The sequence below is a fragment of the Pseudomonas algeriensis genome (genome assembly GCF_048847255.1).
Classification (GTDB): Bacteria; Pseudomonadota; Gammaproteobacteria; order Pseudomonadales; family Pseudomonadaceae; genus Aquipseudomonas.
This window is the reverse complement of the sequence record NZ_JBKKRK010000006.1, coordinates 24,550-49,578: the sequence shown is the minus strand read 5'-3', so window position 1 is coordinate 49,578 and position 25,029 is coordinate 24,550. Positions and strand designations below refer to the sequence as shown.

Annotated in this window: 25 protein-coding genes; 19 read left to right on the top strand and 6 right to left on the bottom strand. The window is 60.8% G+C overall.

What is annotated here, in order from left to right; translation table 11 throughout:
- Nucleotides 1–68 precede the first annotated feature (68 nt).
- Nucleotides 69–926 (bottom strand): ectoine/hydroxyectoine ABC transporter substrate-binding protein EhuB, encoded by an 858-nt coding sequence (ehuB, locus tag ACLK1G_RS10925; RefSeq protein WP_420765448.1) that lies wholly within the window; start codon nucleotides 924–926, stop codon nucleotides 69–71.
- Between the two features lie 290 nt (nucleotides 927–1,216).
- Between ehuB and ehuR the strand changes: the two genes are divergently transcribed.
- The 8 genes from ehuR to ACLK1G_RS10885 all read left to right on the top strand — a co-directional run bounded on the left by ehuR (nucleotide 1,217) and on the right by ACLK1G_RS10885 (nucleotide 10,804).
- Complete coding sequence (ehuR, locus tag ACLK1G_RS10920; protein ID WP_420765447.1) at nucleotides 1,217–2,611, top strand: MocR-like ectoine utilization transcription factor EhuR; 1,395 nt, start codon at nucleotides 1,217–1,219, stop codon at nucleotides 2,609–2,611.
- A 307-nt stretch (nucleotides 2,612–2,918) separates the two neighbouring features.
- Entirely contained in the window at nucleotides 2,919–3,890 is a 972-nt protein-coding gene (gene eutB, locus ACLK1G_RS10915; RefSeq protein WP_420765446.1) for a hydroxyectoine utilization dehydratase EutB, read from the top strand.
- 21 nt (nucleotides 3,891–3,911) lie between these two features.
- Nucleotides 3,912–4,904: an ectoine utilization protein EutC gene (gene eutC, locus ACLK1G_RS10910; protein WP_420765445.1), complete on the top strand. Its 993-nt coding sequence runs from the start codon at nucleotides 3,912–3,914 to the stop codon at nucleotides 4,902–4,904.
- A gap of 39 nt (nucleotides 4,905–4,943) precedes the next feature.
- Nucleotides 4,944–6,134, top strand: coding sequence for an ectoine hydrolase DoeA (doeA, locus tag ACLK1G_RS10905; protein ID WP_420765444.1), 1,191 nt, complete (start codon nucleotides 4,944–4,946; stop codon nucleotides 6,132–6,134).
- A gap of 3 nt (nucleotides 6,135–6,137) precedes the next feature.
- Nucleotides 6,138–7,139: a N(2)-acetyl-L-2,4-diaminobutanoate deacetylase DoeB gene (gene doeB, locus ACLK1G_RS10900; protein WP_420765443.1), complete on the top strand. Its 1,002-nt coding sequence runs from the start codon at nucleotides 6,138–6,140 to the stop codon at nucleotides 7,137–7,139.
- Nucleotides 7,140–7,324: 185 nt separating this feature from the next.
- Nucleotides 7,325–7,804: an Lrp/AsnC family transcriptional regulator gene (locus ACLK1G_RS10895; protein WP_420765442.1), complete on the top strand. Its 480-nt coding sequence runs from the start codon at nucleotides 7,325–7,327 to the stop codon at nucleotides 7,802–7,804.
- A 130-nt stretch (nucleotides 7,805–7,934) separates the two neighbouring features.
- Entirely contained in the window at nucleotides 7,935–9,422 is a 1,488-nt protein-coding gene (locus tag ACLK1G_RS10890; RefSeq protein WP_420765441.1) for an NAD-dependent succinate-semialdehyde dehydrogenase, read from the top strand.
- Entirely contained in the window at nucleotides 9,419–10,804 is a 1,386-nt protein-coding gene (locus ACLK1G_RS10885; protein ID WP_420765440.1) for an aspartate aminotransferase family protein, read from the top strand. Before ACLK1G_RS10890 ends, ACLK1G_RS10885 begins: the two co-directional genes overlap by 4 nt.
- Nucleotides 10,805–11,047: 243 nt before the next feature.
- On the opposite strand, the gene ACLK1G_RS10880 is transcribed toward ACLK1G_RS10885, so the two are convergent.
- A complete protein-coding gene (locus tag ACLK1G_RS10880; RefSeq protein ID WP_420765439.1) occupies nucleotides 11,048–11,485 on the bottom strand; it encodes a Z-ring associated ZapG family protein in 438 nt (145 codons plus the stop codon).
- 147 nt (nucleotides 11,486–11,632) lie between these two features.
- Between ACLK1G_RS10880 and ACLK1G_RS10875 the strand changes: the two genes are divergently transcribed.
- The 3 genes from ACLK1G_RS10875 to zapE all read left to right on the top strand — a co-directional run bounded on the left by ACLK1G_RS10875 (nucleotide 11,633) and on the right by zapE (nucleotide 14,838).
- Entirely contained in the window at nucleotides 11,633–12,262 is a 630-nt protein-coding gene (locus tag ACLK1G_RS10875; protein ID WP_420765438.1) for an alpha/beta hydrolase, read from the top strand.
- Between the two features lie 24 nt (nucleotides 12,263–12,286).
- Nucleotides 12,287–13,642 (top strand): tryptophan--tRNA ligase, encoded by a 1,356-nt coding sequence (locus ACLK1G_RS10870; protein WP_420765437.1) that lies wholly within the window; start codon nucleotides 12,287–12,289, stop codon nucleotides 13,640–13,642.
- A 101-nt stretch (nucleotides 13,643–13,743) separates the two neighbouring features.
- A complete protein-coding gene (gene zapE, locus ACLK1G_RS10865) occupies nucleotides 13,744–14,838 on the top strand; it encodes a cell division protein ZapE (protein WP_420765436.1) in 1,095 nt (364 codons plus the stop codon).
- Nucleotides 14,839–15,019: 181 nt separating this feature from the next.
- Here zapE and ACLK1G_RS10860 read toward each other — a convergent pair whose 3' ends face one another.
- Complete coding sequence (locus ACLK1G_RS10860) at nucleotides 15,020–15,916, bottom strand: GlxA family transcriptional regulator (protein WP_420765651.1); 897 nt, start codon at nucleotides 15,914–15,916, stop codon at nucleotides 15,020–15,022.
- Between the two features lie 243 nt (nucleotides 15,917–16,159).
- Here ACLK1G_RS10860 and ACLK1G_RS10855 point away from each other — a divergent pair, with 243 nt between their 5' ends.
- Nucleotides 16,160–17,296 carry an acyl-CoA dehydrogenase family protein gene (locus tag ACLK1G_RS10855; protein ID WP_420765435.1) on the top strand — a complete coding sequence of 379 codons (1,137 nt, stop codon included), beginning with the start codon at nucleotides 16,160–16,162 and terminating at the stop codon, nucleotides 17,294–17,296.
- Nucleotides 17,297–17,427: 131 nt separating this feature from the next.
- On the opposite strand, the gene ACLK1G_RS10850 is transcribed toward ACLK1G_RS10855, so the two are convergent.
- Nucleotides 17,428–18,468 carry an NADP(H)-dependent aldo-keto reductase gene (locus ACLK1G_RS10850; protein ID WP_420765434.1) on the bottom strand — a complete coding sequence of 347 codons (1,041 nt, stop codon included), beginning with the start codon at nucleotides 18,466–18,468 and terminating at the stop codon, nucleotides 17,428–17,430.
- Nucleotides 18,469–18,713: 245 nt separating this feature from the next.
- Here ACLK1G_RS10850 and rplM point away from each other — a divergent pair, with 245 nt between their 5' ends.
- From rplM to ACLK1G_RS10815, 7 genes are all read left to right on the top strand, one after another.
- Entirely contained in the window at nucleotides 18,714–19,142 is a 429-nt protein-coding gene (gene rplM, locus ACLK1G_RS10845; RefSeq protein ID WP_003205365.1) for a 50S ribosomal protein L13, read from the top strand.
- A gap of 14 nt (nucleotides 19,143–19,156) precedes the next feature.
- Nucleotides 19,157–19,549: a 30S ribosomal protein S9 gene (gene rpsI / locus ACLK1G_RS10840; protein ID WP_003228056.1), complete on the top strand. Its 393-nt coding sequence runs from the start codon at nucleotides 19,157–19,159 to the stop codon at nucleotides 19,547–19,549.
- A gap of 255 nt (nucleotides 19,550–19,804) precedes the next feature.
- Nucleotides 19,805–20,398, top strand: coding sequence for a ubiquinol-cytochrome c reductase iron-sulfur subunit (gene petA / locus ACLK1G_RS10835; RefSeq protein ID WP_305496657.1), 594 nt, complete (start codon nucleotides 19,805–19,807; stop codon nucleotides 20,396–20,398).
- Complete coding sequence (locus tag ACLK1G_RS10830; protein WP_305496655.1) at nucleotides 20,398–21,609, top strand: cytochrome b; 1,212 nt, start codon at nucleotides 20,398–20,400, stop codon at nucleotides 21,607–21,609. Before petA ends, ACLK1G_RS10830 begins: the two co-directional genes overlap by 1 nt.
- On the top strand, nucleotides 21,609–22,391 hold the full coding sequence (locus ACLK1G_RS10825; RefSeq protein ID WP_420765433.1) for a cytochrome c1: 783 nt from the start codon (nucleotides 21,609–21,611) through the stop codon (nucleotides 22,389–22,391). Before ACLK1G_RS10830 ends, ACLK1G_RS10825 begins: the two co-directional genes overlap by 1 nt.
- A gap of 152 nt (nucleotides 22,392–22,543) precedes the next feature.
- Nucleotides 22,544–23,161 carry a glutathione S-transferase N-terminal domain-containing protein gene (locus ACLK1G_RS10820; protein WP_420765432.1) on the top strand — a complete coding sequence of 206 codons (618 nt, stop codon included), beginning with the start codon at nucleotides 22,544–22,546 and terminating at the stop codon, nucleotides 23,159–23,161.
- A 16-nt stretch (nucleotides 23,162–23,177) separates the two neighbouring features.
- Nucleotides 23,178–23,591 (top strand): ClpXP protease specificity-enhancing factor, encoded by a 414-nt coding sequence (locus ACLK1G_RS10815; RefSeq protein ID WP_039591562.1) that lies wholly within the window; start codon nucleotides 23,178–23,180, stop codon nucleotides 23,589–23,591.
- A gap of 188 nt (nucleotides 23,592–23,779) precedes the next feature.
- Here the strand turns inward: ACLK1G_RS10815 and ACLK1G_RS10810 are convergent, their stop codons facing one another.
- Both ACLK1G_RS10810 and ACLK1G_RS10805 read right to left on the bottom strand, forming a co-directional pair.
- Entirely contained in the window at nucleotides 23,780–24,358 is a 579-nt protein-coding gene (locus ACLK1G_RS10810) for a BON domain-containing protein (protein WP_030139689.1), read from the bottom strand.
- A complete protein-coding gene (locus ACLK1G_RS10805) occupies nucleotides 24,355–24,948 on the bottom strand; it encodes a phosphoheptose isomerase (RefSeq protein ID WP_007928463.1) in 594 nt (197 codons plus the stop codon). The genes ACLK1G_RS10810 and ACLK1G_RS10805 overlap by 4 nt, the downstream gene beginning before the upstream one ends.
- Between the last annotated feature and the right edge of the window lie 81 nt (nucleotides 24,949–25,029).

Below are 25,029 nucleotides of genomic sequence, written 5' to 3'. Positions count from 1 at the left end.
AACCCGATGTCCGATGAAGCAGGGAACAGGCATCACGCACCGCGCGTCATGCCCGTTTCGGCGTGCCATTAGGGCTGAGCGCAGAGCTCGGCCGCGGTCTTGCTGGTGACGTTGGATTTGTCGAAACCGAACGGCGCGACGGCCTTGAGGTGTTCTTCCGACCCGAGCCATTTTTTCAGCTCGGCGTTGACCGCGTCGCGCAGGTCCTTGTCTTCGGGACGGAAGGCCAGGGCGCCATAGCCGATGTGGGACGGGTCGTCCTTGAATTCAGTCATCGCCTCGACCTTGTCACCGCCCTTGGCGGCCAGGCCTTTCATGGTCAGTTGGGTGCCGACAGCGGCGTCGGCGCGACCGGCGCGCACGGCTTGCAATTGCGCGGTGGTGTCGGGCACCTGGAGAATCTGTTCATCCTTGACCCCGGAATCACGAGCGTACGCCAGGTTCACCGTGCCGGCCATGATTGCCAGCTTCACATCCGGTTGCTTGGCGATGTCTTCATAACTGTGAAGTTTTTTCGGGTTGCCCTTGGCCACCAGCAAGGCATCGGGCAGCTGGTATTGCGGATCGGTGAACAACACTTGCTTGCAGCGTGCCGGGGTGATGTACATGCCGGCGGCAATCACATCGAAGCGACCCGCGCGCAGCCCAGGGATCAGTGAGCCCCATTCGGTGAGCACGCCGTTGACCTGTTTGATGCCCATTTTGGCGAAGATGATCTTGGCAATCTCCGGCGATTCACCCGTGACGGTGCCGTCGGTTTCGGTGAAGGCAAACGGGGTTTCGTTGGCGTAGCCGATGCGGATGCTGCTGTCGCTTTTGATGGTGTCCAGCGTGGCGGCCTGGACGCTGCCGGCCAGGCCCAGTGCGGCACAGGTCAACAACATCCGACGCAAGGGGGCGCAGGTGCCGGGAAGAAAATTGCTCATCGATAAAATCTCCTGTTTCTTGTGGATCCGTCAGCGGACGGTTCTGTGTTAGGAGGCAGTGTGACAAGAGCAAAGCGTACGGCGGCGGATCCGGGCGAGGCCTGGAATCGGTAGCGGCGCCGGTACAGGTCGATCCGGCTTTTTGTCGGGGTAATGAACCCGCCTGGACGATGACCTTGGACCGAGCATACAAAAGCCCCGGCGCGGATTGTATTGCACTAGGACAATTGCTTTGGCGCGATGGCCGCGCAATGCTGTGCGCACCCGTCCTCACGCCGGTTGCAGCCGTTATGGATAAATGGAAGTCAGCCCTGGACCTCGCCCGCAGTGGTGAATCCAAATACAAGATCCTGGTGCAGGCGATCGCCGATGACATCGAACAGGGCGCCTTGGCCAACGACCAGCGCCTGCCGCCGCAACGGCAGGTAGCCGACGCCATGGGCATCAGCGTGCAGACCGTCACCAATGCCTACAAAGAATTGGAGCGCCAAGGGCTGGTACGTTGCGAAGTAGGGCGCGGCAGTTTCGTCTCGCGGCGCATGAGCGACCGGGTCGCCACTTACATACTCGACAGCCCCGAGCGGGCGCTGGTGGATTTCTCCATCACGCGCATTCTCCACACCCGCGAGCACGACCAGTTCTGGCGCGACACCTGCGCCGAGCTGAGCACCGAAGAAGACCAGCCCTGGATTCATGCGTTTCGTCCGATAGCCGGTTTTGAATCCCATCGCGAAGCGGCGGTGCAATGGATCGGGCGCCAAGGCCTGAAGGTCGATCGCAACGATGTGCTGATCACCAATGGCGCCGCCCATGGCATTTTTCTCGCCCTGGCATCCCTCGCCGGGCCCGACGATGTGGTGCTCTGCGAAGGGCTGACCGACCACGGCGTGATCGGCAACTCCCAGGTGCTGGGCTTTACCCTCAAGGGTCTGGACACTGACCGCCATGGCATCGATCCCGAACACTTCGAGGACATGTGCAGCAACGAGCGCATCACCGCCCTGGTGTGCACGCCAAACTTGAACAACCCCACCACCAGCCTGATGCCCGACGCCCGCCGCCGGGAAATCGCCGAGATCGCCCGACGGTTTGGCGTGCATATCATCGAAGACGATGTGTACGGTCCGCTGCTGGACGAACGCCGCGCGCCGCCCATCAGCCACTACCTGCCGGAGCTGTCGTTCTATTGCACGAGCATGACCAAGTCCGTGCTCACGGGGTTGCGGATCGGTTATCTGGTGGTGCCCAAGCGCCTGGCGCTGCGCACCGAAAGCATTCTGCGCGTCAACAGTTGGATGGCCACGCCGATGGTCTCGGAAATCGCCGCCCGCTGGATCCGCGACGGCCGCGCCGATTCGCTGCTGCATCTTCAACGGCGCCTGTTGGCCGGACGCCAGGCGATGGTCACCGAATACATGGGTGAGCATGTATTGGCCCAGCATCCTCATGCCTTGAATGCCTGGATCGGCATCCCGCCGCACTGGGAAGTGGACAGCCTGGTGCGGGCGTTGCGCCACAAGCACATCGCCGTCACGTCCCCCGATCCGTTCACCGTACGCGGCACCCCCAGGCCGCGCGCGGTGCGGGTGTGCGTCGGCGCCGAATGCAGCGATGAAGAAATGCGCCATGCGTTGATCGGCATGCGGGAGATCTTCAATCAATATCCGCAGATTCATGATTTTTGATGGGCAAGCGGTGGGCTTACCCCAAAGTTGCAGGTGCCTTTGTGGCGAGGGAGCTTGCTCCCGCTCGGCTGCGAAGCAGTCGTAAAAACAGTTAAACGTCTGCAGGTGCGTCTGGTTGAAAGGAGTTGGGTCTGCTGCGCAGACCAGCGGGAGCAAGCTCCCTCGCCACAGGGAGCGAGGTGTTCTTTGAGGATTGTGGTCATCTCTTTTGGTCGATAGTGAATGCAAACTAAATTGCCCTAGTACATTCATCACCACAATCCTGCCCTCTTAGACTGCGCCCAACACATCTGCTCGGGACGCGGTCATGACAGGGTTGCAGCTTCAGGACATTTACCTCGCTCGCCAGCGCATCGAGTCGCAGGTCAGGCGCACGCCCATGGAGCATTCCCCTAGCCTGTCGCGACTAATGGGCGTGCCCGTATACCTCAAGCTGGAATCCCTGCAGATCACCGGCAGCTTCAAGCTGCGTGGCGCGAGCAATGCGGTGGCGCAGCTCAGCGTCGAGCAGAAGGCGCGCGGCGTGGTCACGGCGTCGACTGGCAATCACGGCCGGGCGCTGGCGCACGCCGCGTCGCAACAAGGCGTGCGGGCGATTATCTGCCTGTCTCACCTGGTGCCATCCAACAAGGTGCAAGCGATCCGTGACCTCGGCGCCGAGGTCTGCATCGTCGGCCAGTCCCAGGACGATGCCCAGCGCGAAGCCGAGGGCATCGCGAACGAGCAGGGCGCGACCTTCCTGCCGCCCTTCGATCACCCGGCGATCATCGCCGGCCAAGGCACCCTCGGCCTGGAAATCCTGGAACAGCAACCGGACGTGGCCCAGGTCCTCGTTCCGTTGTCCGGCGGCGGTCTGTTCGCCGGCGTTGCCCTGGCCCTCAAAAGCGCCAATCCAGCGATTCAGATCCACGGCATCAGCATGGCCCGAGGCGCGGCGATGCACGCCAGCCTTGCCGCTGGGCAGCCCGTGGATGTCGAAGAACTGTCGACCCTGGCCGATTCCCTCGGCGGCGGTATCGGGCTGGACAACCGCTACACCTTCGCCATGACCCGGCAGTTGATCGATGACCTGCACCTGCTCTCGGAAGCGTCCATCGCCCATGCCATCCGCCACGCCTATCACCATGAACGCCTGGTGCTCGAAGGCGCCGCGGTGGTGGGCATCGCGGCGCTGCTCGACGGCCTGGTCGAGCCGCGTGGACCCATTGTCCTGGTGGTCAGCGGGCGCAACGTCGACACCGAACAACATGCCCGCGTCATCGCTGGCGCCAACGCCTGATCCCCTTTAACGGAGCCTGCCATGAGTGAAGTCACCCTATTGAGCGAAGCTGACCTGCGCAGCTGCGTGGCCCTCGACCTGGCCAGCGTCGACGCCGTCGAGCAGGCTTTTGTGCTGCTGGCCACCGCCGCCGTGGCGATGCCGCCGATCCTGCGGCTGGACATTCCCGAGCACAACGGCGAGGTGGATGTGAAGACCGCTTACCTGCCAGGCCTTGAACGCTTCGCCATCAAGGTCAGCCCGGGCTTTTTCGACAACCCCAAGCTCGGCCTGCCCAGCCTGAACGGCATGATGATGCTGCTTTCGGCGCGCACCGGCCTGCTGGAAGCGCTGCTGTTGGACAACGGTTACCTCACCGCCGTCCGTACGGCGGCGGCTGGGGCGGTGGCGGCGCGTTGTCTGTCCCGCGAGGACAGCCGCAGCGTGGCGCTGATCGGTGCGGGTGAACAGGCGGCATTGCAGCTTCAGGCGTTGCGGCTGGTGAGGCCCATCGACGAGGTGCGGATCTGGGCGCGTGATGCACAAAAAGCCCAGGCATTCGGCCTTGCGCTGGCGCGGGACACGGGGCTTGCCGTCACGCCGTGCGACGCCATTGACGCCGCCCTGGAAGGCGTGGACATCGCCATCACCTGCACCCCCAGTCGCGAGCCGTTGATCGAAGCCCGTCATTTGCATCCCGGCCTGCACATCACAGCGATGGGCTCGGACGCCGAACACAAAAACGAAATCTCGCCGCAAGCGTTGGCGGCCGTCGATTGCTATGTCGCCGATCGCCTGAGCCAGACCCGCGTGCTCGGCGAGCTGCACCACGCCTTGGCCGCCGGCACCGTTCGCGATGAGCTGGCGTTGACAGAGCTGGGACAAGTGCTGGCGGGGCAACGGCTGGGGCGCTCCGATGCCGCGCAAGTGACGCTGTGCGATCTCACCGGCACCGGCGCCCAGGACACCGCCATCGCCAACCTGGCGTTCGAGCGGGCGCGGGTGGCGGGCAAGGGCTTTGCGTTCGGTCGCTAGATCATTTTGTTCATGAGTCATTCAACAGAGGGCAGGTGGATGTCAGAGATAGTCGTCAATCTTCCGTTCCAGCGGGAGGAATACGCCCAGCGCCTGGCAAAGGTTCGCGCGGCCATGCAGGCCCAAGGTCTGGAGCTGTTGCTGGTCACCGATCCGTCGAACATGGCCTGGCTCACCGGCTATGACGGTTGGTCGTTCTATGTGCATCAGTGCGTGCTGCTGGCGCTGGACGGCGAGCCCGTGTGGTTCGGTCGCGGCCAGGATGCCAACGGTGCCAGGCGCACGGTGTTCATGCAGGCCGACAACATCGTCGGCTACCCGGACATCTACGTGCAGTCCCGCGAGCGCCACCCCATGGACTATCTGTCCCGCGAGGTGATCATCGCCCGTGGCTGGGGCGCCCTGAACATCGGCGTGGAGATGGACAACTACTACTTCAGCGCCGCCGCCTACCTGTCCCTGCAAAAGAATCTGCCCGACGCGACGCTGGTGGATGCGGCGGGGTTGGTGAACTGGCAGCGCGCCGTCAAGTCGCCCCAGGAAATCGCCTACATGCGCATCGCCGCGCGCATCGTCGAGAACATGCACGGGCGGATCCTGGAACGGATCGAGCCGGGCATGCGCAAGAACGAACTGGTGGCCGAGATCTACAGCAGCGGCATCCTCGGTGCCGACGGCCATGGCGGCGACTACCCGGCCATCGTGCCGCTGCTGCCCACCGGCGCCGACGCCAGCGCGCCGCACCTGACCTGGGACGATTCGCCGTTCGAAAAGGGCGCCGGCACCTTCTTTGAAATCGCCGGTTGCTACAAGCGTTACCACTGCCCGCTGTCGCGCACCATTTACCTGGGCAAGCCGCCGCAACATTTCCTCGACGGTGAAAAAGCCGTGGTCGAGGGCATCGCCGCCGGCCTGGACGCGGCCAAGCCGGGCAATACCACGGGCGACATCGCCGTGGCGTTTTTCAAGGTGCTGGAGAAGTTTGGCATCCACAAGGACAGCCGTTGCGGTTACCCCATCGGCATCAGTTATCCACCGGATTGGGGCGAGCGCACCATGAGCCTGCGTCCCGGCGACAACAGCGTGTTGCAACCGGGCATGACGTTTCACTTTATGCCCGGGCTGTGGATGGACGATTGGGGCCTGGAGATCACCGAGAGCATCCTGATCACCGAGACTGGCGTCGAGACGCTGTGCAATGTGCCTCGTCAATTGTTCGTGAAGGACTGACCCATGACTGAATTGCCGATCAACCCCATTAGCGCCACGGTGGATTTCACCCGCGAAGGCGTGCAACACGGCTTCCTCAAGCTGCCGTATTCCCGGGACGATTCGGCCTGGGGCGCGGTGATGATTCCCATCACCGTGATCCAGCGCGGCAGCGGCCCGACCGCGCTGCTCAGTGGTGGCAACCACGGCGATGAATACGAAGGCCCGGTGGCCCTGAGCAAACTGGCCCAGCAATTGACCGCCGATGAAATCAGCGGACGCGTGATCATCGTGCCGTTCATGAACACCCCGGCGTTCCATGCCGGGCGCCGGACTTCGCCGATCGACAAGGGCAACCTCAACCGCAGCTTTCCCGGTAGGCCAGACGGCACCGTCACGGAGAAAATCGCCGACTACTTCAACCGCACCTTGCTGCCCCTGGCCGACATTGTCCTGGACATTCATTCCGGTGGCCGGACCCTGGATTTCCTGCCATTCGCCGCCTGCCACGTCTTGCCGGACAAACAGCAACAGGCCCGCTGCGAGGCCGGGATGCTGGCCTTCAACGCGCCGTATTGCATGCACATGCTGGAGCTGGACGCAGGGTCGATGTACGACACCGCCGCCGAGTCTCAGGGCAAGGTGTTCGTCACCACCGAGCTGGGCGGCGGCGGTTCGTCCACCGCCCGCAGCGTGGCGATTGCCGAGCGTGGGGTGCGCAACGTGCTGATCCACGCCGGCATCCTGCGGGGCTCTATCGAGTTACAGCCGTCGTTGGTGCTCGACATGCCGGACGCCAGTTGTTTCATCGCCAGCGAGCACAACGGTTTGCTGGAGATGTGCCGCGACCTCGGTGAAAACGTGAGCAGAGGCGAGGTGGTGGCGCGCATCCATGACACCACCCGCAGCGGCGTCGCCCCGGTCGAATACCGCGCCGCCCGCAGCGGCCTGCTCGCGGCCCGGCATTTTCCCGGGCTGGTGCAGTGTGGCGATACGTTGGTGGTGATTGCGGATGTATTGGCGTAATGCACCTCAACTGACACACACACTGCGGCGAGGGAGCTTGCTCCCGCTCGGCTGCGAAGCAGTCGTCGCTTTTTGATCTGAGCGATTACGAAGCTGCTATTGGGGCCGCTGCGCGGCCCAGCGGGAGCAAGCTCCCTCGCCACAGGGACGGTGTGAAATTTGAATTGTCTGGAGAGCCCTGTCCAATGCACAAGCTCGATCGCTACGACTTGAAGATCCTGCAAATCCTCGCCGACGACGGACGGATCACCAAGTCGAGCCTGGCCGAAGCCATCAACCTGTCGGTGACGCCGGCCTGGGAGCGGGTGCGCAAGTTGGAAGCGGCGGGCCTGATCGTTGGCTATCGGGCGCAGATCGATTGGGGCGCGGTGTTCAAGCGTCAACAAGTGTTGGTGGAGATTTCCCTGGCCCGGCACACCGCCCAGGACATGCGTCGTTTCGAACAGCGCATGGTCGCCGCGCCCGAAGTGGCGTTTTGTTATGCCACCGGCGGCGGGGTGGATTACCTGGCAATGATCCAGGCGCCCGACGTCGATGCCTATCAACGTTTCGTCGACCAATTGCTGCTCGAAGACCTTGGCATCGAACGCTACTTCACCTACATCGTCACCAAGACCATCAAGACCGCCGGTGCGTTGCCGGCGGAGCTGGCATCGTCCTCCTGAGCACCGCAGAAACCACTTTACGCCCTGTTCTTTCCAGAAAAAACCCAAGGTCTGACGCTGCTCAAACACCCGAAAACTCAAGCGTCGCTGCCCTAGCATGGGTTTACGCACACGCTCTGGAGTGAACGCCATGCCTTACCAACATCCGCTGTTGTTCAAAGCGCTTTGCTACGTCGACGGCCATTGGGTCCACAGCGACAGCGGCCACAGCGTCGCCGTCCACAACCCGGCCAACCGCACGGTCGTCGGCCATGTGCCGATGCTCGACCCGCCGCAGATCGTCGCGGCGGTGGACGCGGCGCATCGCGCATTCCCAGCGTGGCGCGAACAGGGCCTGGATAGCCGTGGCGCGTTGCTGCGGCGCTGGGCGCAGTTGATCACCGAGCACCGCGAGGATCTGGCGCGCATCCTGAGCCTGGAGCAGGGCAAGCCGTTGGCCGAGTCCCGTGGCGAAATCGCCTATGCCGCCAGCTTTATCCCTTGGTTCGCCGAAGAAGCCCGACGCCTTTACGGCCAGAACATCCCCAGCCATATCCCCAACGCGCACCTGGGCACGATCAAGGAACCGGTGGGCGTCTGCGCGCTGCTCACGCCGTGGAACTTTCCCTCGGCAATGATCACCCGCAAGGCCGCCGCCGCGCTGGCTGCCGGTTGCACCGTGGTGATCAAACCGGCCCACGAAACCCCGTATTCAGCCCTGGCCCTGGCCCAACTGGCCGAAGAGGCCGGCTTTCCCGCCGGAGTTTTCAACGTGGTGTTGGGCGAGCCGCAAATGGTCATGGAGACCTTGGTCAAGGACCGCCGCGTACGCTCGGTGAGTTTTACCGGCTCGACCCGGGTCGGCAAACTGGTGCTGCAAGCGGCGGCCCATGATGTGAAGAAAGTCGCGTTGGAGCTGGGCGGCAACGCGCCGTTCATTGTCTGCGCCGATGCCGACCTGACGCTGGCGGTGAAAGTTGCCGTCGAGGCGAAATTCCAGACGTCGGGCCAGGATTGTTGCGCGGCCAACCGGATCATGGTGCAGCGCCCGGTCTACCAGGCATTTCTCACTCGCTTCGCCGCAGCGGTGCGCGCCTTGCGGGTCGGGCCGGCCATGGTCGATCAGCAGGAACAGGAAGTGGACGTCGGTCCTTTGATGCATCAGGCCGCGTTCGATGCGACCTCCGATCGTGTGGCCGACGCCCTGGCGTTGGGGGCTCAACGCCTGGTGGGTGGCGAGGCCCATGCCTTGGGCGGGTTGTTCTACCAGCCCACCGTGCTGGCCGATGTCACGCCGCAGATGCGCATCTACCGTGAAGAAAACTTCGCGCCGATCGCCGGGGTGCTGCCGTTCGACACCTTGGACGAAGCCATCGAAATGGCCAACGACACCGAGTACGGACTGGCCGCCTATATTTGCTCCAACCGCCTGGATGTCATTTACCCACTGATCCGCCGTCTCGACCACGCCATGGTTGCGGTCAACGGCGTCAAGTTCACCGGCCACCCGATCCCCTTCGGTGGCATGAAAGCCTCGGGCCTCGGTCGCGAGGGTGGCAGCGAGGGCTTCGAGCCCTTTGTCGAAACCAAATACTTTTGCCTGCACCATCAAGGCCAGTTCCCAGGAGAGTCCGCATGAGCCAAGAACTCAACACGCTGTTCGAACAAGACCGTGCGCATTTCATGCACCCGTCAACCCACGCCCATGACCATGCCAGCGGCGCGCTCAAGGGGCGGATCATCAAGAGCGCGTCGGGCATCCGCATTCGCGATCATGAAGGCCGCGAGTTCATCGATGCCTTTGCCGGCCTCTACTGCGTGAATATCGGCTACGGGCGTACCGAAGTGGCCGATGCCATCTACAAGCAGGCCAAGGAACTGGCCTATTACCACACCTATGTCGGCCATTCGAGCGAGGCGATCATCGAGCTGTCCAGCCGCATCATGGACTGGGCGCCGGAGGGGATGAAGAAGGTTTATTACGGCTTGTCCGGCTCCGATGCCAATGAAACCCAGATCAAACTGGTGCGTTACTACAACAACGTGCTGGGCCGGCCCCAAAAGAAGAAAATCATTTCCCGCGACCGTGGCTACCATGGCTCGGGCATCATGACCGGCAGCCTGACCGGGTTGCCCGCGTTTCACCAACATTTCGACCTGCCGGCGGAGGGGATCAAGCACACCGTTTGCCCGCATTGGTATCGCAAGGCACCGGCGGGGATGGACGAAGCGACGTTCGTGCGTTATTGCGCCGATGAACTGGAAAAAATGATCCTCGCCGAAGGCCCGGACACCGTGGCGGCACTCATCGGCGAACCGCTGATGGGCACTGGCGGCATCATTGTCCCGCCCGCCGGTTACTGGGAGGCGATCCAGGCCGTACTGAAAAAATACGACGTGCTGTTGATTGCCGACGAGGTGGTTTGCGCGTTCGGTCGCCTGGGTTCGAAGATGGGCAGCCAGCGCTACGGCATGAAGCCGGACCTGATCACTACGGCCAAGGGGCTGACCAGTGCTTATGCACCGTTGTCGGCGGTGATCATCGGCGATAAGGTCTGGAGCGTGATTGAAAAAGCCTCCCAGACCGAAGGCGCCATGGGCCATGGCTGGACGTACTCCGGGCATCCGATCTGCGCGGCGGCGGCGTTGGCCAACCTCGACATCCTCGAACGGGAAAACCTCACGGCCAACGCCGAGAATGTTGGCGGCTACTTGAACCGTCGGTTGCGTGAAACGCTGGAAGGTCATCCGCTGGTGGGGGAGGTTCGCGGCGACGGCATGCTGGCCGCAGTGGAGTTCATGGCCGACCGCGAACAGCGCACGGCGTTCGACCCGGCCCTCAAGGTTGGCCCCAAGGTATCGGCGGCCTGCCTGGAGCGCGGCATGATCGCCCGCGCCATGCCCCACGGCGACATCCTGGGTTTCGCCCCGCCATTGATCCTGACTCGCGAGGATGCGGACCTGATCGTCGACATCACCAAAGCGGCTATCGATCAGGTGGCCGAAGAAGTGTTGCCTTAACTGAGATGCCTCAGGGCACCAATCCCCGTGGCGAGGGAGCTTGCTCCCGCTGGGCTGCGCGGCAGCCCTATAGCAGCGAACTCGATTTTCCTGGCGCACCGAGTTGCCTGGTTTGGGGCCGCTTCGCGACCCAGCGGGAGCAAGCTCCCTCGCCACAGGGGAATCAAATGGCAGTGAGGAGATAGAACCCAAAAAAAGCCCGCCCGATCTGTGATCGGGCGGGCTTTTTGGTGTCGCTTGGGCTTACTTCTTCAAACCGTAATGCTCATCGAGCATCCCGGGCGAATTCGGGGCCTTTGGGGCGTAGTCCCGTGGCGGTTCCTGGATTCCTTTCGGTGGGGTCAGGCGTTCCCGTGGGCTCTGCGTCGCATCGGCTTGCAGGGCGGCGAGCAGGCGCTGGCGGGTCTGTTCGTCAAGGGCCAGGCGGTTGGCGCCCTCGGACAGATGATCCTGGACTTCCTGGTAGCTCTGGGTGAGTTTTTTCACCAGGGAGGCGGTGCTGTTGAAGTGAGTGACCACTTCATTCTGATAACTGTCGAAACGTTCCTGGATGTCGTCCAGCTGACGTTGGGTGCTGTTGGGCACCGCGTTGGGCAGCAGGCGGGCAATCAGGAAACCAATGGCGACACCGGCAACCAGGGCAAGAGTCGGCAACAGCCAAACTAAGAGCGAGTGTTCCACGAGTCCTTCCTCTATAAACGGCTTTGCTTTACGTTAACGGCTCGGACCTGCGCTGTATACCGCGAAGAACATCGCAATCATGCCAGGCACAGACTTTTAGCTAGACGAGTCGACCCTATTCGGGGTCACGGAGTTCTTTCCTTGCTTATGCGCGAAACCCCTGTAGTCATCGATGGCCCGGTGGGCCAACTGGAAGCCTTGTACCTGGACAGCGAGGCTCCCCGCGGCCTGGCGCTGATCTGCCACCCGAACCCGGTACAGGGCGGGACCATGCTCAACAAAGTGGTGTCGACCCTGCAACGCACCGCTCGGGATGCCGGCCTGGTTACGTTGCGTTTCAATTATCGTGGCGTCGGCGCCAGTGCCGGCAGTCATGACATGGGTACCGGCGAAGTGGATGACGCCCAGGCCGCAGCCGCCTGGCTGCTGGAAAAACACCCCGGCCTGCCGCTGACCCTGTTCGGTTTCTCTTTCGGCGGCTTCGTTGCCGCGACCCTCGGCGGGCGCCTGGAAGCCCAGGGTCAATCCCTCAAGCACCTGTTCATGGTTGCCCCGGCGGTGATGCGGCTGGACGAGCAATCGCCTTTGCCGAAGGGGGGAGAGTTGACCGTGATCCAGCCGGAAACCGACGAAGTGGTGGATCCGCAACTGGTTTACACCTGGTCCGAGGCGCTCGAACGCCCCCATGAGCTGCTGAAAGTGGCAGAATGCGGACACTTTTTCCATGGCAAGCTGACCGATCTCAAGGATCTGCTCTTGCCGCGCCTCTCGAATTGACAGCAGTCTGACAAGCGATAATCCATGACGACGCGTACCCGTATCCTGACTGGCATCACCACTACTGGCACCCCGCACCTGGGCAACTATGCCGGCGCCATCCGTCCGGCGATCCTCGCCAGCCGCGACAGCAATGCCGATTCGTTCTACTTCCTGGCTGACTATCACGCCCTGATCAAGTGCGATGACCCGATGCGCATCCAGCGCTCGCGCCTGGAAATCGCCGCCACCTGGCTGGCCGGTGGCCTGGATGTGGACCGCGTGACGTTTTATCGCCAGTCTGACATTCCCGAAATTCCGGAGCTGACCTGGCTGCTGACCTGCGTCGCCGCCAAGGGCCTGCTCAACCGTGCCCACGCCTATAAGGCGTCGGTGGACAAGAACGTCGAGGCCGGCGAAGACCCGGACGCCGGCATCACCATGGGGCTGTACAGCTACCCGGTGTTGATGGCGGCTGACATCCTGATGTTCAACGCTCACAAGGTGCCGGTCGGTCGCGACCAGATCCAGCACGTGGAAATGGCCCGCGACATCGGCCAGCGCTTCAACCACCTGTTCGGCAAGGGCAAGGAGTTCTTCACCATGCCCGAGGCACTGATCGAGGAAAGCGTCGCCACGTTGCCGGGGCTCGATGGCCGCAAGATGTCCAAGAGCTATGACAACACCATCCCGTTGTTCAGCAGCGCCAAGGGCATGAAGGATGCGATCTCGCGGATCGTCACTGACTCCCGCGCGCCAGGCGAAGCCAAGGACCCGGACAACTCGCACCTGTTCACTCTGTTCCAGGCCTTCTCCACCCCGGCGCAGTCCGCCGAATTCCGTAGCGAACTGCTGCAGGGCCTGGGTTGGGGCGAAGCCAAGAATCGTCTGTTCCAGTTGCTCGACAGCGAGCTTGGCGAAGCGCGCGAGCGTTATCACCAGTTCATCGAGCGCCCATCGGACCTCGAAGACATCCTGCAACTGGGCGCGAGCAAGGCCCGGGCCGTGGCGACACCGTTCCTCAACGAGCTGCGGGAGGCCGTCGGCCTGCGCTCCTTCGTCAGCCAGGTCCAAGTGGCGACCCAGACCAAAAAGAAAGCAGCCAAGGCAGCGCGTTTCGTCAGCTTCCGCGACGAGGACGGGAGTTTCCGCTTCCGCCTGCTTTCCGCCGATGGCGAGCAACTGTTGCTCTCCAACAACTTTGCCGACGGCAAGACAGCGGGGCAGGTGACCAAGCAGTTGCAGTCCGGCCAACCCTTGGACGTACGCAGTGACGACTTGGGTTTCGGTGTCTGGCTCGACGGTGCATGCGTGGCCCAGAGCCCGGCGTTCGCCGACAGCGCCGCTCGGGATGCGGCCATCGACGCGTTGCGCGTGGCACTGACGCCTGCCCAGGACTAAGCGAAGACGTCACCCGACCATCGGCCCGAATAAGGGCCGATTGCCATTCTTCTGGGCCATCGCTACAGTGACGGCCCGTTTTTGTTGCCTTGCTAACGAATATGACGCCCCTAGAACGATATCAAGCTGATCTGAAACGCCCGGAATTCTTTCACGACGCAGCCCAGGAAACGGCCGTGCGGCACTTGCAGCGCCTGTACGACGACCTGATCGCCGCGTCGAACAACAAGCCGGGCTTGTTGGGCAAACTGTTCGGCAAGAAAGACCAGGCGCCGGTCAAGGGCCTGTATTTCTGGGGCGGCGTCGGCCGTGGCAAGACTTACCTGGTGGACACCTTCTTCGAAGCGCTGCCGTTCAAGGAAAAGACGCGGACGCACTTCCACCGCTTCATGAAGCGCGTGCACGAAGAAATGAAAACCCTGGGCGGCGAAAAGAACCCGCTGACCATCATCGCCAAGCGCTTCGCCGCCGAAACCCGGGTGATCTGCTTCGATGAATTCTTCGTCTCCGACATCACCGATGCCATGATCCTGGGCACGCTGATGGAAGAGCTGTTCAAGAACGGCGTGACCCTGGTCGCCACCTCGAACATCGTGCCCGATGGCCTCTACAAGGACGGCCTGCAACGGGCGCGTTTCCTGCCGGCCATCAAGCTGATCAAAGAACACACCGAAGTCGTCAACGTCGACAGCGGCGTGGACTATCGCCTGCGTCACCTCGAGCAAGCGGAGCTGTTCCATTTCCCGCTGGATGCCGCCGCCGAAGAGAGCCTGCGCAAGAGCTTCCGCGCCCTCACGCCGGAATGCACCCAGGCGGTCGAGAACGATGTGCTGATCATCGAGAATCGCGAAATCCGCGCCATCCGCACCTGTGACGACGTGGCCTGGTTCGACTTCCGCGAATTGTGCGACGGCCCTCGTAGCCAGAACGATTACATCGAGCTGGGCAAGATCTTCCACGCTGTGTTGCTCAGCGGCGTCGAGCAGATGAGCGTCACCACTGATGACATCGCTCGGCGTTTCATCAACATGGTTGACGAGTTCTACGACCGCAACGTGAAGCTGATCATCTCGGCGGAAGTCGAACTCAAGGACCTGTACACGGGCGGGCGCCTGACGTTCGAGTTCCAGCGGACCCTGAGTCGCTTGCTGGAGATGCAGTCCCACGAATTCCTGTCGCGGGCGCATAAGCCTTAAGAGATCGGAAAATCAAAAAAGGCCTGCGATTGCAGGCCTTTTTATTTGCTGGTTCCCCACTTCACCCCTGTGGGAGCGAGCTTGCTCGCGATGGCGATGTGTCAGTCAACATCCATGCTGCTGATCCACCGCCATCGCGAGCAAGCTCGCTCCCACAATGGATTTTTGCCCGGTACTTGGCCTACGCCGCCTGCTGAAACTGCTGCCGATACTGGTTCGGCGACAGGTCGGTGTGTTGCCGGAACAGTCGCGCAAAAAAGCTCGCGTCGTCGTAACCCACTTCATAACTGATGGTCTTGATGCTCTTTCGACTGCCGGACAGCAGGCCCTTGGCGGTTTCGATCCGCAACCGTTGCAGGTAATGCAGGGGCTTGTCGCCCGTGGCGGTCTGGAAGCGACGCATGAAATTGCGGATGCTCATGCCGTGCTCGCGGGCGACGTCCTCGAAGCGGAACTTGTCGGCGAAGTGCTCTTCGAGCCACTGCTGGATCTGCAGGATGATCACATCCTGATGCAGCTTCTGCCCGCCGAAGCCGATCCGTCCTGGTGAATAGCTACGTTGCACTTCATAGAGAATGTCCCGCGCCACGGCTTGGGCAACGTTGGCGCCGCAGAAGCGCTCAATCAAATAGATATACAGATCACATGCCGACGTGGTGCCACCTGCGCAGAACAAGTTGTCCGCGTCGGTCAAATGCTTGTCCTGGTTCAAGTGGACCTGGGGGAAACGTTCCTTGAAGGCATTGAAAAAGCGCCAATAAGTGGTGGCCTCCTTACCGTCGAGAAGCCCAGCCTCGGCCAGCCAGAAGACCCCGGTGGCTTCGCCGCAGAGCACCGCGCCGCGCGCGTGTTGTTCGCGCAGCCACGGCAGGACTTGTGGGTAACGTTGGCTGAGGGTTGCGAAATCATCCCAGAAGGCCGGCAGGATGATGACGTCGGTGTTTTCCAGGCCGCCGTCCACCGGCATGATCACATCGCTGAAGCTGTTCACCGGTTGGCCATCGGGGCTGACCAGGCGGGTTTCAAACGCCGGCGTCAGGCCGTGGCCCAATTGTTTGCCATAGCGCAGGCTGGCCAGGTGGAAAAAATCCTTGGCTTGCATGAGGGTGGAAGCGAAAACCCGGTCGATGGCCAGGATGCTGACGCGCCGCAAGGGCGTGGAGACGTGCATGGACATAATTCATCTTTATTTTTATAGGGGATAGTGGTCATCAAACGGCTGGATCGTCTTATTTTTTGGCGCAAGTGTCCAGTGTCCCGTTGTGCGCGGCAGGCTTAGGCTCTGTCGGATAAGCCATCCAACAATAACCAAAGGTGCGCCATGATCCCCAGAACCCTGTTCAGTCCCGAGCACGAATTGTTTCGCGACAGCGTACGAACTTTCCTAGAAAAAGAAGCCGTGCCGTACCACAGCCAGTGGGAAAAACAGGGGCATATCGATCGCGAACTCTGGAACAAGGCAGGGGAGGCGGGGATGTTGTGCTCGCACCTTCCGGAGGCCTACGGTGGGCTGGAAGCGGATTTTCTCTACAGCGCGGTGGTGATCGAGGAAATCGGTCGCCTGGGGCTGACCGGGATCGGTTTCTCGTTGCACTCCGATATCGTTGCGCCGTACATCCTTCATTACGGCAGCGAGGCGTTGAAGCATAAATATCTGCCGAAACTGGTATCCGGCGAAATGGTGACCGCCATTGCCATGACCGAGCCGGGCGCGGGCTCCGACTTGCAAGGGGTGAAGACCACCGCGGTGTTGGACGGCGATGAATACGTCATCAACGGCTCCAAGACATTCATCACCAACGGCTTCCTTGCGGACCTGGTCATCGTCGTCGCCAAGACCGACCCGAAGGCTGGCGCCAAGGGCACCAGCCTGTTCCTGGTGGAAGCGGGGACGCCCGGCTTCGAGAAAGGCAAGCGCCTGGAAAAAGTCGGAATGAAAGCCCAGGACACGTCCGAATTATTCTTCCAGGACGTGCGGGTGCCGAAGGAGAACCTGTTGGGGCAGGCGGGTATGGGGTTCGCCTACCTGATGCAGGAACTGCCGCAGGAGCGCCTGACCGTCGCCATTGGTGGCCTCGCCTCGGCCGAAGCGGCGCTGCAATGGACACTGGACTACACCCGCGACCGCAAGGCATTCGGCAAGTCCATTGCCGACTTTCAGAACACCCGCTTCAAACTCGCCGAAATGGCCACCGAAATCCAGATTGGCCGGGTCTTTGTCGACCGTTGCCTGGAGCTTCACCTGCAAGGCAAGCTCGACGTGCCGACGGCGGCGATGGCCAAGTACTGGGGCACCGATCTGCAATGCAAAGTGCTGGACGAATGCGTACAGCTGCATGGCGGTTACGGTTTCATGTGGGAATACCCGGTTGCCCGGGCATGGGCGGATTCGCGAGTGCAGCGGATCTATGCCGGGACCAATGAAATCATGAAGGAGATCATTGCGCGGTCGCTTTGATAAGAGGGTGGCCTTGAGTCCGCTATCGCGAGCAGGCTCGCTCCCACAGGTGTTGTGTCGCTCGCGATCTAGCGGTCGAACATAAAGCCAGTGTGGGAGCGAGCCTGCTCGCGATGGGGCCTATGAGTCAATCATGGCGCCGGGTTCGGCTGATCCTTGTGAATCGCCTCGATCCCCGCCAGCACTTCATCCGACAGCTTCAAGTCGAAGCTGGCGATGTTGCTGTCCAGTTGCTCCAGCGTGGTGGCGCCGATGATGTTGCTGGTGACGAATGGCTGTTGGGTGACGAACGCCAGCGCCATCTGCGCCGGGTCCAGGCCGTGCTCACGGGCCAGGGCCACATAGCGGCTGCACGCGGCTTCCGACTGCGGATTGAAGTAACGCATGAAGCGGCTGTACAGCGTCAGGCGGCCTTTGGCGGGGCGCGCGCCGTTTTCATATTTCCCCGACAGGAAGCCGAACGCCAGCGGTGAATAAGCGAGCAGGCCGCACTGTTCGCGGATGGCAACCTCGGCCAGGCCGATTTCAAAGCTGCGGTTGAGCAGGTTGTACGGGTTCTGGATCGACACGGCGCGCGGCCAGCCACGGGCCTCGGCCAAAGCGAGGAATTTCATGGTGCCCCACGGCGTCTCGTTGGACAGGCCGATGTGGCGGATCTTGCCGGCCCGGACCTGCTCGTCGAGGGCTTCGAGGGTTTCCTCCAGGGGCGTGAAGTCTTCGTCGGCCTTGTGGGTGTAGCCCAGTTGGCCAAAGAAATTGGTGCTGCGTTCCGGCCAGTGGAGTTGGTAAAGGTCGATCCAGTCGGTCTGCAGGCGCTTGAGGCTGGCGTCCAGTGCTTCGACGATGTGGCGGCGGTTGTGCTTGAGGTTCTTGTCGCGAATGTAGTCGATGGTGTTGCCTGGGCCGGCGATCTTGCTCGCCAGGATCCAGTCGGCGCGGTCGCCACGGCTCTTGAAGTAGTTGCCGATGTAGCGCTCGGTAGTCGCGTAGGTGTCGGCCTTGGGCGGCACGGGGTACATTTCGGCAGTGTCGATGAAATTGATGCCGGCACCCTTGGCGCGTTCGATTTGGGCGAATGCCTCGGCCTCGCTGTTCTGCTCACCCCAGGTCATGGTGCCGAGGCACAGGGCGCTGACATTCAGATCGGTACGGCCTAGCTTGCGATAGTCCATCGGGGACTCCTTGGGCAAAACAATCATAAAAGCAGGTTGAAATATTTTTCGCAATCTGCATAATTGCGCACCTCTTTCTGCAGTGGAAGTGATGCGCCGCCGCCGAAGAATCTTGCCGTTGAACGGACGCGCCGACCCGAGCCCCCGAAAGCGTCTGTATCCGGCTGCCTTTGACTTGTCAAAGTACGCACTATTCAGTAAGATCCGCCGTCTAATTTACAGGGCGGCCCCTGAGGCTATAAAGAATGAAAACTTTTACTGCTAAACCGGAAACAGTAAAGCGCGACTGGTTTGTCGTCGACGCTGCTGGTCAGACCCTGGGTCGTCTGGCCACCGAAATCGCGAGCCGTCTGCGTGGCAAGCACAAGCCTGAGTACACCCCTCACGTTGACACCGGCGACTACATCGTCGTAATCAACGCCGAGCAAGTACGTGTTACTGGCGCTAAAACCACTGACAAAATGTACTACTCCCACTCCGGTTTTCCTGGCGGCATCAAGTCGATCAACTTTGAAAAGCTGATCGCCAAAGCCCCTGAGCGCGTGATCGAGACCGCGGTTAAAGGCATGCTGCCTAAGAACCCGCTGGGTCGCGACATGTATCGTAAGCTGAAGGTTTATGCGGGCGCTGCTCACCCTCATACTGCTCAGCAGCCCCAAGAACTGAAGTTTTAACGGAATAGTTCATTATGTCGGCGACTCAAAATTACGGCACTGGCCGTCGCAAGACTGCAACCGCACGCGTTTTCCTGCGTCCGGGCACTGGTAACATCTCCATCAACAACCGCTCCCTGGATAACTTCTTCGGCCGCGAAACTGCCCGCATGGTAGTTCGTCAGCCGCTGGAACTGACCGAGACCGTCGAAAAATTCGACATCTACGTCACCGTTATCGGTGGTGGTGTAAGTGGCCAGGCTGGCGCAATCCGCCACGGCATCACTCGCGCCCTGATGGATTACGACGAAACTCTGCGCAGCGCCCTGCGTAAAGCTGGCTTCGTAACTCGCGATGCTCGCGAAGTTGAACGTAAGAAAGTCGGTCTGCGTAAAGCGCGTAAGCGTCCGCAGTACTCGAAGCGTTAATTCGCTTCCGCGTTCAAAAGGCGCCCAGTTCCTCACGGAGCTGGGCGTTTTTTTATGTGCGAAATAAATGCTCTGTGACAACTTGCCACATTCGTAGAGCCCCTATACTACAAGGCTTGGCGGTTTAGCCGCTTGGTAATTACCTTGTCAGAATTGGGGGTTTTCATTACCATTCGGCAAAATTTTTATAAGTTCAGATTTTTACTTAGTAGACGCCTGATTTAACAGGCCACAAAGCTGATGGGAGAGGACTGAATGAGCAATGACGGCGTGAATGCAGGCCGGCGTCGCTTCCTGGTAGCAGCCACATCCGTGGTGGGTGCTGCAGGAGCGGTGGGGGCTGCGGTCCCGTTCGTGGGGTCATGGTTTCCCAGCGCCAAGGCGAAAGCCGCAGGTGCACCGGTGAAAGTGAATGTCAGCAAGATCGAGCCAGGCCAGCAGATGATTGCTGAATGGCGCGGTCAGCCGGTGTTCATCGTCCGCCGTACAGAGGAAATCCTGGGGAATCTGAAAAAGATCGAGGGCCAGCTCTCCGATCCCTCCTCCAAGAACTCGGTCCAACCGGAATACGTCAACCCTGAAACGCGCTCGATCAAGCCGGAAGTCCTGCTGCTGATCGGGATCTGCACGCACCTGGGTTGCTCGCCAACGTTCCGTCCCGAAGTGGCCCCTGCCGACCTGGGTAAAGACTGGGTCGGTGGTTATTTCTGCCCATGCCACGGCTCCCACTATGACCTGGCCGGTCGCGTCTACAAATCGCAGCCCGCACCCCTGAACCTGCCAGTTCCCCCGCATTCCTATGAGTCGGACGACATCATTGTCGTTGGCGTCGATACGGAGAAAGCGTGATGAGCAAATTAATGGACTGGTTTGATGCGCGCTTTCCCGCGACCAAAATGTGGGAAGACCATCTCAGCAAGTATTACGCTCCGAAGAACTTCAATTTCTTCTACTTCTTTGGCTCCTTGGCGTTGCTCGTCCTGGTCAACCAGATCGTCACCGGCGTCTGGCTGACGATGAGCTACACCCCCTCGGCAGAAGAAGCGTTCGCCTCCGTTGAATACATCATGCGCGACGTCGAGTACGGCTCGATCCTGCGCCTGCTGCACTCCACCGGCGCTTCGGCGTTCTTTATCGTGGTCTACCTGCATATGTTCCGTGGCCTGCTTTACGGTTCATACCAGAAGCCGCGCGAACTGGTGTGGGTCTTCGGCATGCTGATCTACCTGGCGCTGATGGCCGAAGCCTTCATGGGCTACCTGCTGCCGTGGGGCCAGATGTCCTACTGGGGTGCCCAGGTGATCATCTCGCTGTTCGGTGCGATCCCGGTCATCGGCGATGACCTGACCCAGTGGATCCGCGGTGACTACCTGATCTCGGGCATCACCTTGAACCGCTTCTTCGCTTTGCATGTGGTTGCCCTGCCGATCGTGATCCTCGGCCTGGTAGTGCTGCACATCCTGGCGCTGCACGAAGTGGGCTCGAACAACCCGGACGGCGTGGACATCAAGAAGCACAAGGACGAAAACGGCGTACCGCTGGATGGCATCGCCTTCCACCCGTACTACACCGTGAAAGACATCGTCGGCGTGGTGGTCTTCCTGTTCATCTTCTGCTCCATCGTGTTCTTCTTCCCGGAAATGGGCGGTTACTTCCTCGAGAAGCCGAACTTCGAACAGGCCAACGCCTTCAAGACCCCCGAGCACATTGCTCCGGTCTGGTACTTCACGCCGTTCTACGCAATTTTGCGGGCTGTTCCTGACAAGCTGCTGGGCGTCATCGCCATGGGCGCCGCCATTGCCGTGCTGTTCGTCCTGCCGTGGCTGGACCGCAGCCCCGTCAAGTCGATGCGTTACAAAGGCTGGCTGAGCAAGATCTGGCTCTGGGTGTTCTGCATTTCGTTCGTGATCCTGGGCGTGCTGGGCGTACTGGCGCCGACACCGGGCCGGACGCTGTTGTCGCAGGTCTGCACATTCCTGTACTTCGCCTACTTCATTCTGATGCCTTTCTACACCAGGCTCGAGAAGACCAAACCGGTTCCGGAAAGGGTGACTGGCTGATGAAAAAACTATTTGCTGTACTGATTCTTGCTGCCATGCCAGCACTGTCCTTTGCGGCTGAACACGGTGGTCCGGAACTGGAAAAAGTCGACATCGACGTTTCCGACAAGGCGGCCATGCAGGACGGCGCTCGTACGTTCGCCAACTATTGCATGGGCTGCCACAGCGCCAAGTTCCAGCGTTACGAGCGCGTGGCCGATGACTTGGGCATCCCCCACGAGCTGATGCTCGAAAAGCTTGTGTTCACTGGCGCCAAGCTGGGCGATCACATGAATATCGGCATGCAGCCTGCGGACGCCAAGTCATGGTTTGGCGCCGCGCCGCCGGACTTGACCCTGGTGGCCCGCGTGCGGGGTACCGATTGGCTCTACGGCTACCTGCGCTCGTTCTACGAAGATCCTGCGCGCCCATTGGGCTGGAACAACAAGGTCTTCCCGAACGTCGGGATGCCGAACGTACTGGTCGGCTTGCAAGGTCGCCAAGTGGTAGGCTGCAAGCAGGTCCAGATCGTCGAGGACGGCAAGAAGCAATATGATCCGCTGACCGGCACGGCTTTGACTCATGAGGCCTGCGACCAGCTGACCATCGTGCCAAACTCTGGCACTCTGACGCCTGAGCAGTTTGATGAGAAGGTCAAGAACCTGGTGACCTTCCTGGCCTACTCGGCCAACCCGGTGAAGCTGGAGCATCAGCGCATCGGTACGTATGTATTGCTGTACCTGGCGTTCTTCTTCGTATTCGCTTATCTGCTCAAGCGTGAATACTGGAAAGACGTGCATTGATAAAGCTGTAAGCCGTTGCTGTCAATCGTGCGCGCCCAAGGGCGTCTCTGAAGGTGTAACGAGCCTGGTCGGCCAGGTGGTTACGGGAGACGTCCTCTGGGCGCGCTCGTTTTTCCGTTTTTCGATAATTTCAACAAGCGAGGAGGATCGCCATGGGCGTGACCAATCGGTTGGCCTGTTACTCCGACCCCGCCGACCACTATTCCCACCGGGTACGCATCGTACTGGCCGAGAAGGGTGTCAGCGCCGAGATCATCTACGTTGAAGCGGGACGTCAGCCGCCGAAGCTGATCGAGGTAAACCCTTACGGCAGCCTGCCAACGCTGGTCGATCGTGACCTGGCCTTGTGGGAGTCGACCGTGGTGATGGAATACCTGGATGAGCGTTATCCGCATCCGCCTTTGCTGCCGGTATACCCCGTCGCGCGTGCCAACAGTCGCTTGCTCATCCATCGCATCCAGCGTGACTGGTGCGGGTTGGTGGATCTGATCCTGGATCAGCGAACCAAGGAACCGGCACGGGTCGTGGCGCGTAAAGAACTGCGCGAAAGCCTGACGGGCGTGTCGCCGCTGTTTGTCGACAAGCCGTTTTTCCTCAGTGAGGAACAAAGTCTGGTGGATTGCTGCCTATTGCCCATACTCTGGCGTTTGCCGATCCTGGGTATCGAACTGCCGCGGCCCGCCAAGCCGCTGCTTGATTATATGGAGCGCCAATTTGCGCGTGAGGCTTTCCAGGCGAGTCTGTCTGCTGCCGAACGTGACATGCGCTAAGGCTTAGGGAGCCGCTATGAACTCCAGTCGACCTTATTTGGTCCGCGCGCTCTATGAGTGGATTGTGGACAACGATTGCACCCCGCACATGCTGGTCAATGCCGAGTATCCCTCGGTCCAGGTGCCGCAGGGTTTTGCCAATGACGGGCAGATTGTATTGAACGTATCGCCGGCCGCTGTGCGTCATCTGCACATGGATAATGATGCGGTCAGCTTCGAAGGGCGTTTTGGCGGGGTACCGCATACGCTTTATGTGCCGATTGCTTCGATCCTGGGGATTTATGCTCGGGAGAACGGGCAGGGCATGGTGTTCGAGTTGGAAGTGCCGTTGGATGGCGAAGAAGAGTTCGAGGCGGATGATGATATGCCGCCACCCGATGACGAACCGCCGCGGCCTAGTGGGCGTCCGAGCTTGAAGGTGGTGAAATAACTGGCGGAAGCTGTCTGCCGGCTGTTTGAACGAATGCCTGTATCGCTGGATACGGGCATTTTTTTTGGTTGTGGTCCCTATCCGTTTTTGCGTTGAGGTCATGCACGCTGAAGATTGTCCTCGAACGATGCACAAAAAAAACGGCGCTTTCCCTCCAAGGAAAAGCGCCGTTCTTGTAACTTACTTGTTCAGTCGATGTACTCGAACAACTTAACGATCTTCTGCACCCCAGACACACCCTGAACCAGGTTGGTCGCCTGCGCAGCCTCCTGCTTGGTCAGCAGCCCCAGCAGATAGACAATCCCGTTCTCGGTCACGACCTTGATGCGCGACCCTGGAATGCTGGCGTCGGTCAGCATCTGCGTCTTGATCTTGGTCGTCAGCCAGGCATCGTTCTGGCGCGCCAGCAGGGAAGAGGGCTGCAAGACCTGCAATTCGTTATGCACGGTCTTGACCCGCTGCACGGCGCTGGCCTCCTGCTCGGCCTTGGCCTTGAGGTCGGCCCGTGGCGTCTGGCCGGCCAGCAGCACGACGCCGTTGAAGCTGGTGACGACGATGTGCGAATTGTTGTCCAGGTCCGGGTCGGCCTTGGCGATGTTCACGCCGACTTTGGTTTCGATCAGGGAGTCATCGATCTTGCTGCCGAACGTGCGGGTGCCGCGGTCATCTTCGATCGGCTTTTCCCGGCTGGCGTTAACCACCGATGTGCAGCCGCTGATGCCGAGGCACAGGGTCAGGGCCAGAAGGCCTAGGCGATTAGGGGTCATTCTTCACTCCCGAACAGTTGGCTGTCGATCAAGTCGCAAAGGCAATGGATCGCCAGCAGGTGGACTTCCTGAATACGTGCGGTGACATTGGCCGGTACGCGAATCTCGACGTCTTCGGGCAAGAGCAAGGATGCCATGCCGCCGCCGTCGCGACCGGTCAATGCTACGACAATCATTTCGCGATCATGTGCGGCCTGGATCGCTTGAATAATATTGGCCGAGTTGCCGCTGGTGGAGATCGCCAGAAGCACATCGCCGGGTTGGCCGAGGGCGCGGATCTGCTTGGAGAACACTTCGTTGTAGCTGTAATCGTTGGCGATCGAGGTGATCGTCGAGCTGTCGGTCGTCAATGCGATTGCCGGCAGGCTCGGGCGTTCGCGTTCGAAGCGGTTGAGCAGCTCCGATGAGAAGTGCTGGGCATCGCCGGCCGAACCGCCGTTGCCACACGAGAGCATCTTGCCTTCGTTGAGCAAGGCGTTGACCATCACTTGGCTGGCTTGCTCGATGTGCGGTGCAAGTACGTCCATCGCCTGTTGCTTGGTGTCGATACTGGCCTGAAAAAGCTGGCGGATTCGCGATTGCATGTCCATCTGTGTGACCTTAAGTAGCGCGGCTTATCGGCACAAGCATGTGCGGCGCGCAAAGCAAAGAGCAAAAAAGTTGAATGAAGG

Excerpts from the sequence above, each read along its gene's own strand:
- ehuB (WP_420765448.1), bottom strand. The coding sequence starts at position 926 with ATGAGCAATTTTCTTCCCGGCACCTGCGCCCCCTTGCGTCGGATGTTG.
- ehuR (WP_420765447.1), top strand. The coding sequence starts at position 1,217 with ATGGATAAATGGAAGTCAGCCCTGGACCTCGCCCGCAGTGGTGAATCC.
- eutB (WP_420765446.1), top strand. The coding sequence starts at position 2,919 with ATGACAGGGTTGCAGCTTCAGGACATTTACCTCGCTCGCCAGCGCATC.
- eutC (WP_420765445.1), top strand. The coding sequence starts at position 3,912 with ATGAGTGAAGTCACCCTATTGAGCGAAGCTGACCTGCGCAGCTGCGTG.
- doeA (WP_420765444.1), top strand. The coding sequence starts at position 4,944 with ATGTCAGAGATAGTCGTCAATCTTCCGTTCCAGCGGGAGGAATACGCC.
- doeB (WP_420765443.1), top strand. The coding sequence starts at position 6,138 with ATGACTGAATTGCCGATCAACCCCATTAGCGCCACGGTGGATTTCACC.
- ACLK1G_RS10895 (WP_420765442.1), top strand. The coding sequence starts at position 7,325 with ATGCACAAGCTCGATCGCTACGACTTGAAGATCCTGCAAATCCTCGCC.
- ACLK1G_RS10890 (WP_420765441.1), top strand. The coding sequence starts at position 7,935 with ATGCCTTACCAACATCCGCTGTTGTTCAAAGCGCTTTGCTACGTCGAC.
- ACLK1G_RS10885 (WP_420765440.1), top strand. The coding sequence starts at position 9,419 with ATGAGCCAAGAACTCAACACGCTGTTCGAACAAGACCGTGCGCATTTC.
- ACLK1G_RS10875 (WP_420765438.1), top strand. The coding sequence starts at position 11,633 with ATGCGCGAAACCCCTGTAGTCATCGATGGCCCGGTGGGCCAACTGGAA.
- ACLK1G_RS10870 (WP_420765437.1), top strand. The coding sequence starts at position 12,287 with ATGACGACGCGTACCCGTATCCTGACTGGCATCACCACTACTGGCACC.
- zapE (WP_420765436.1), top strand. The coding sequence starts at position 13,744 with ATGACGCCCCTAGAACGATATCAAGCTGATCTGAAACGCCCGGAATTC.
- ACLK1G_RS10855 (WP_420765435.1), top strand. The coding sequence starts at position 16,160 with ATGATCCCCAGAACCCTGTTCAGTCCCGAGCACGAATTGTTTCGCGAC.
- ACLK1G_RS10850 (WP_420765434.1), bottom strand. The coding sequence starts at position 18,468 with ATGGACTATCGCAAGCTAGGCCGTACCGATCTGAATGTCAGCGCCCTG.
- rplM (WP_003205365.1), top strand. The coding sequence starts at position 18,714 with ATGAAAACTTTTACTGCTAAACCGGAAACAGTAAAGCGCGACTGGTTT.
- rpsI (WP_003228056.1), top strand. The coding sequence starts at position 19,157 with ATGTCGGCGACTCAAAATTACGGCACTGGCCGTCGCAAGACTGCAACC.
- petA (WP_305496657.1), top strand. The coding sequence starts at position 19,805 with ATGAGCAATGACGGCGTGAATGCAGGCCGGCGTCGCTTCCTGGTAGCA.
- ACLK1G_RS10830 (WP_305496655.1), top strand. The coding sequence starts at position 20,398 with ATGAGCAAATTAATGGACTGGTTTGATGCGCGCTTTCCCGCGACCAAA.
- ACLK1G_RS10825 (WP_420765433.1), top strand. The coding sequence starts at position 21,609 with ATGAAAAAACTATTTGCTGTACTGATTCTTGCTGCCATGCCAGCACTG.
- ACLK1G_RS10820 (WP_420765432.1), top strand. The coding sequence starts at position 22,544 with ATGGGCGTGACCAATCGGTTGGCCTGTTACTCCGACCCCGCCGACCAC.
- ACLK1G_RS10815 (WP_039591562.1), top strand. The coding sequence starts at position 23,178 with ATGAACTCCAGTCGACCTTATTTGGTCCGCGCGCTCTATGAGTGGATT.
- ACLK1G_RS10810 (WP_030139689.1), bottom strand. The coding sequence starts at position 24,358 with ATGACCCCTAATCGCCTAGGCCTTCTGGCCCTGACCCTGTGCCTCGGC.
- ACLK1G_RS10805 (WP_007928463.1), bottom strand. The coding sequence starts at position 24,948 with ATGGACATGCAATCGCGAATCCGCCAGCTTTTTCAGGCCAGTATCGAC.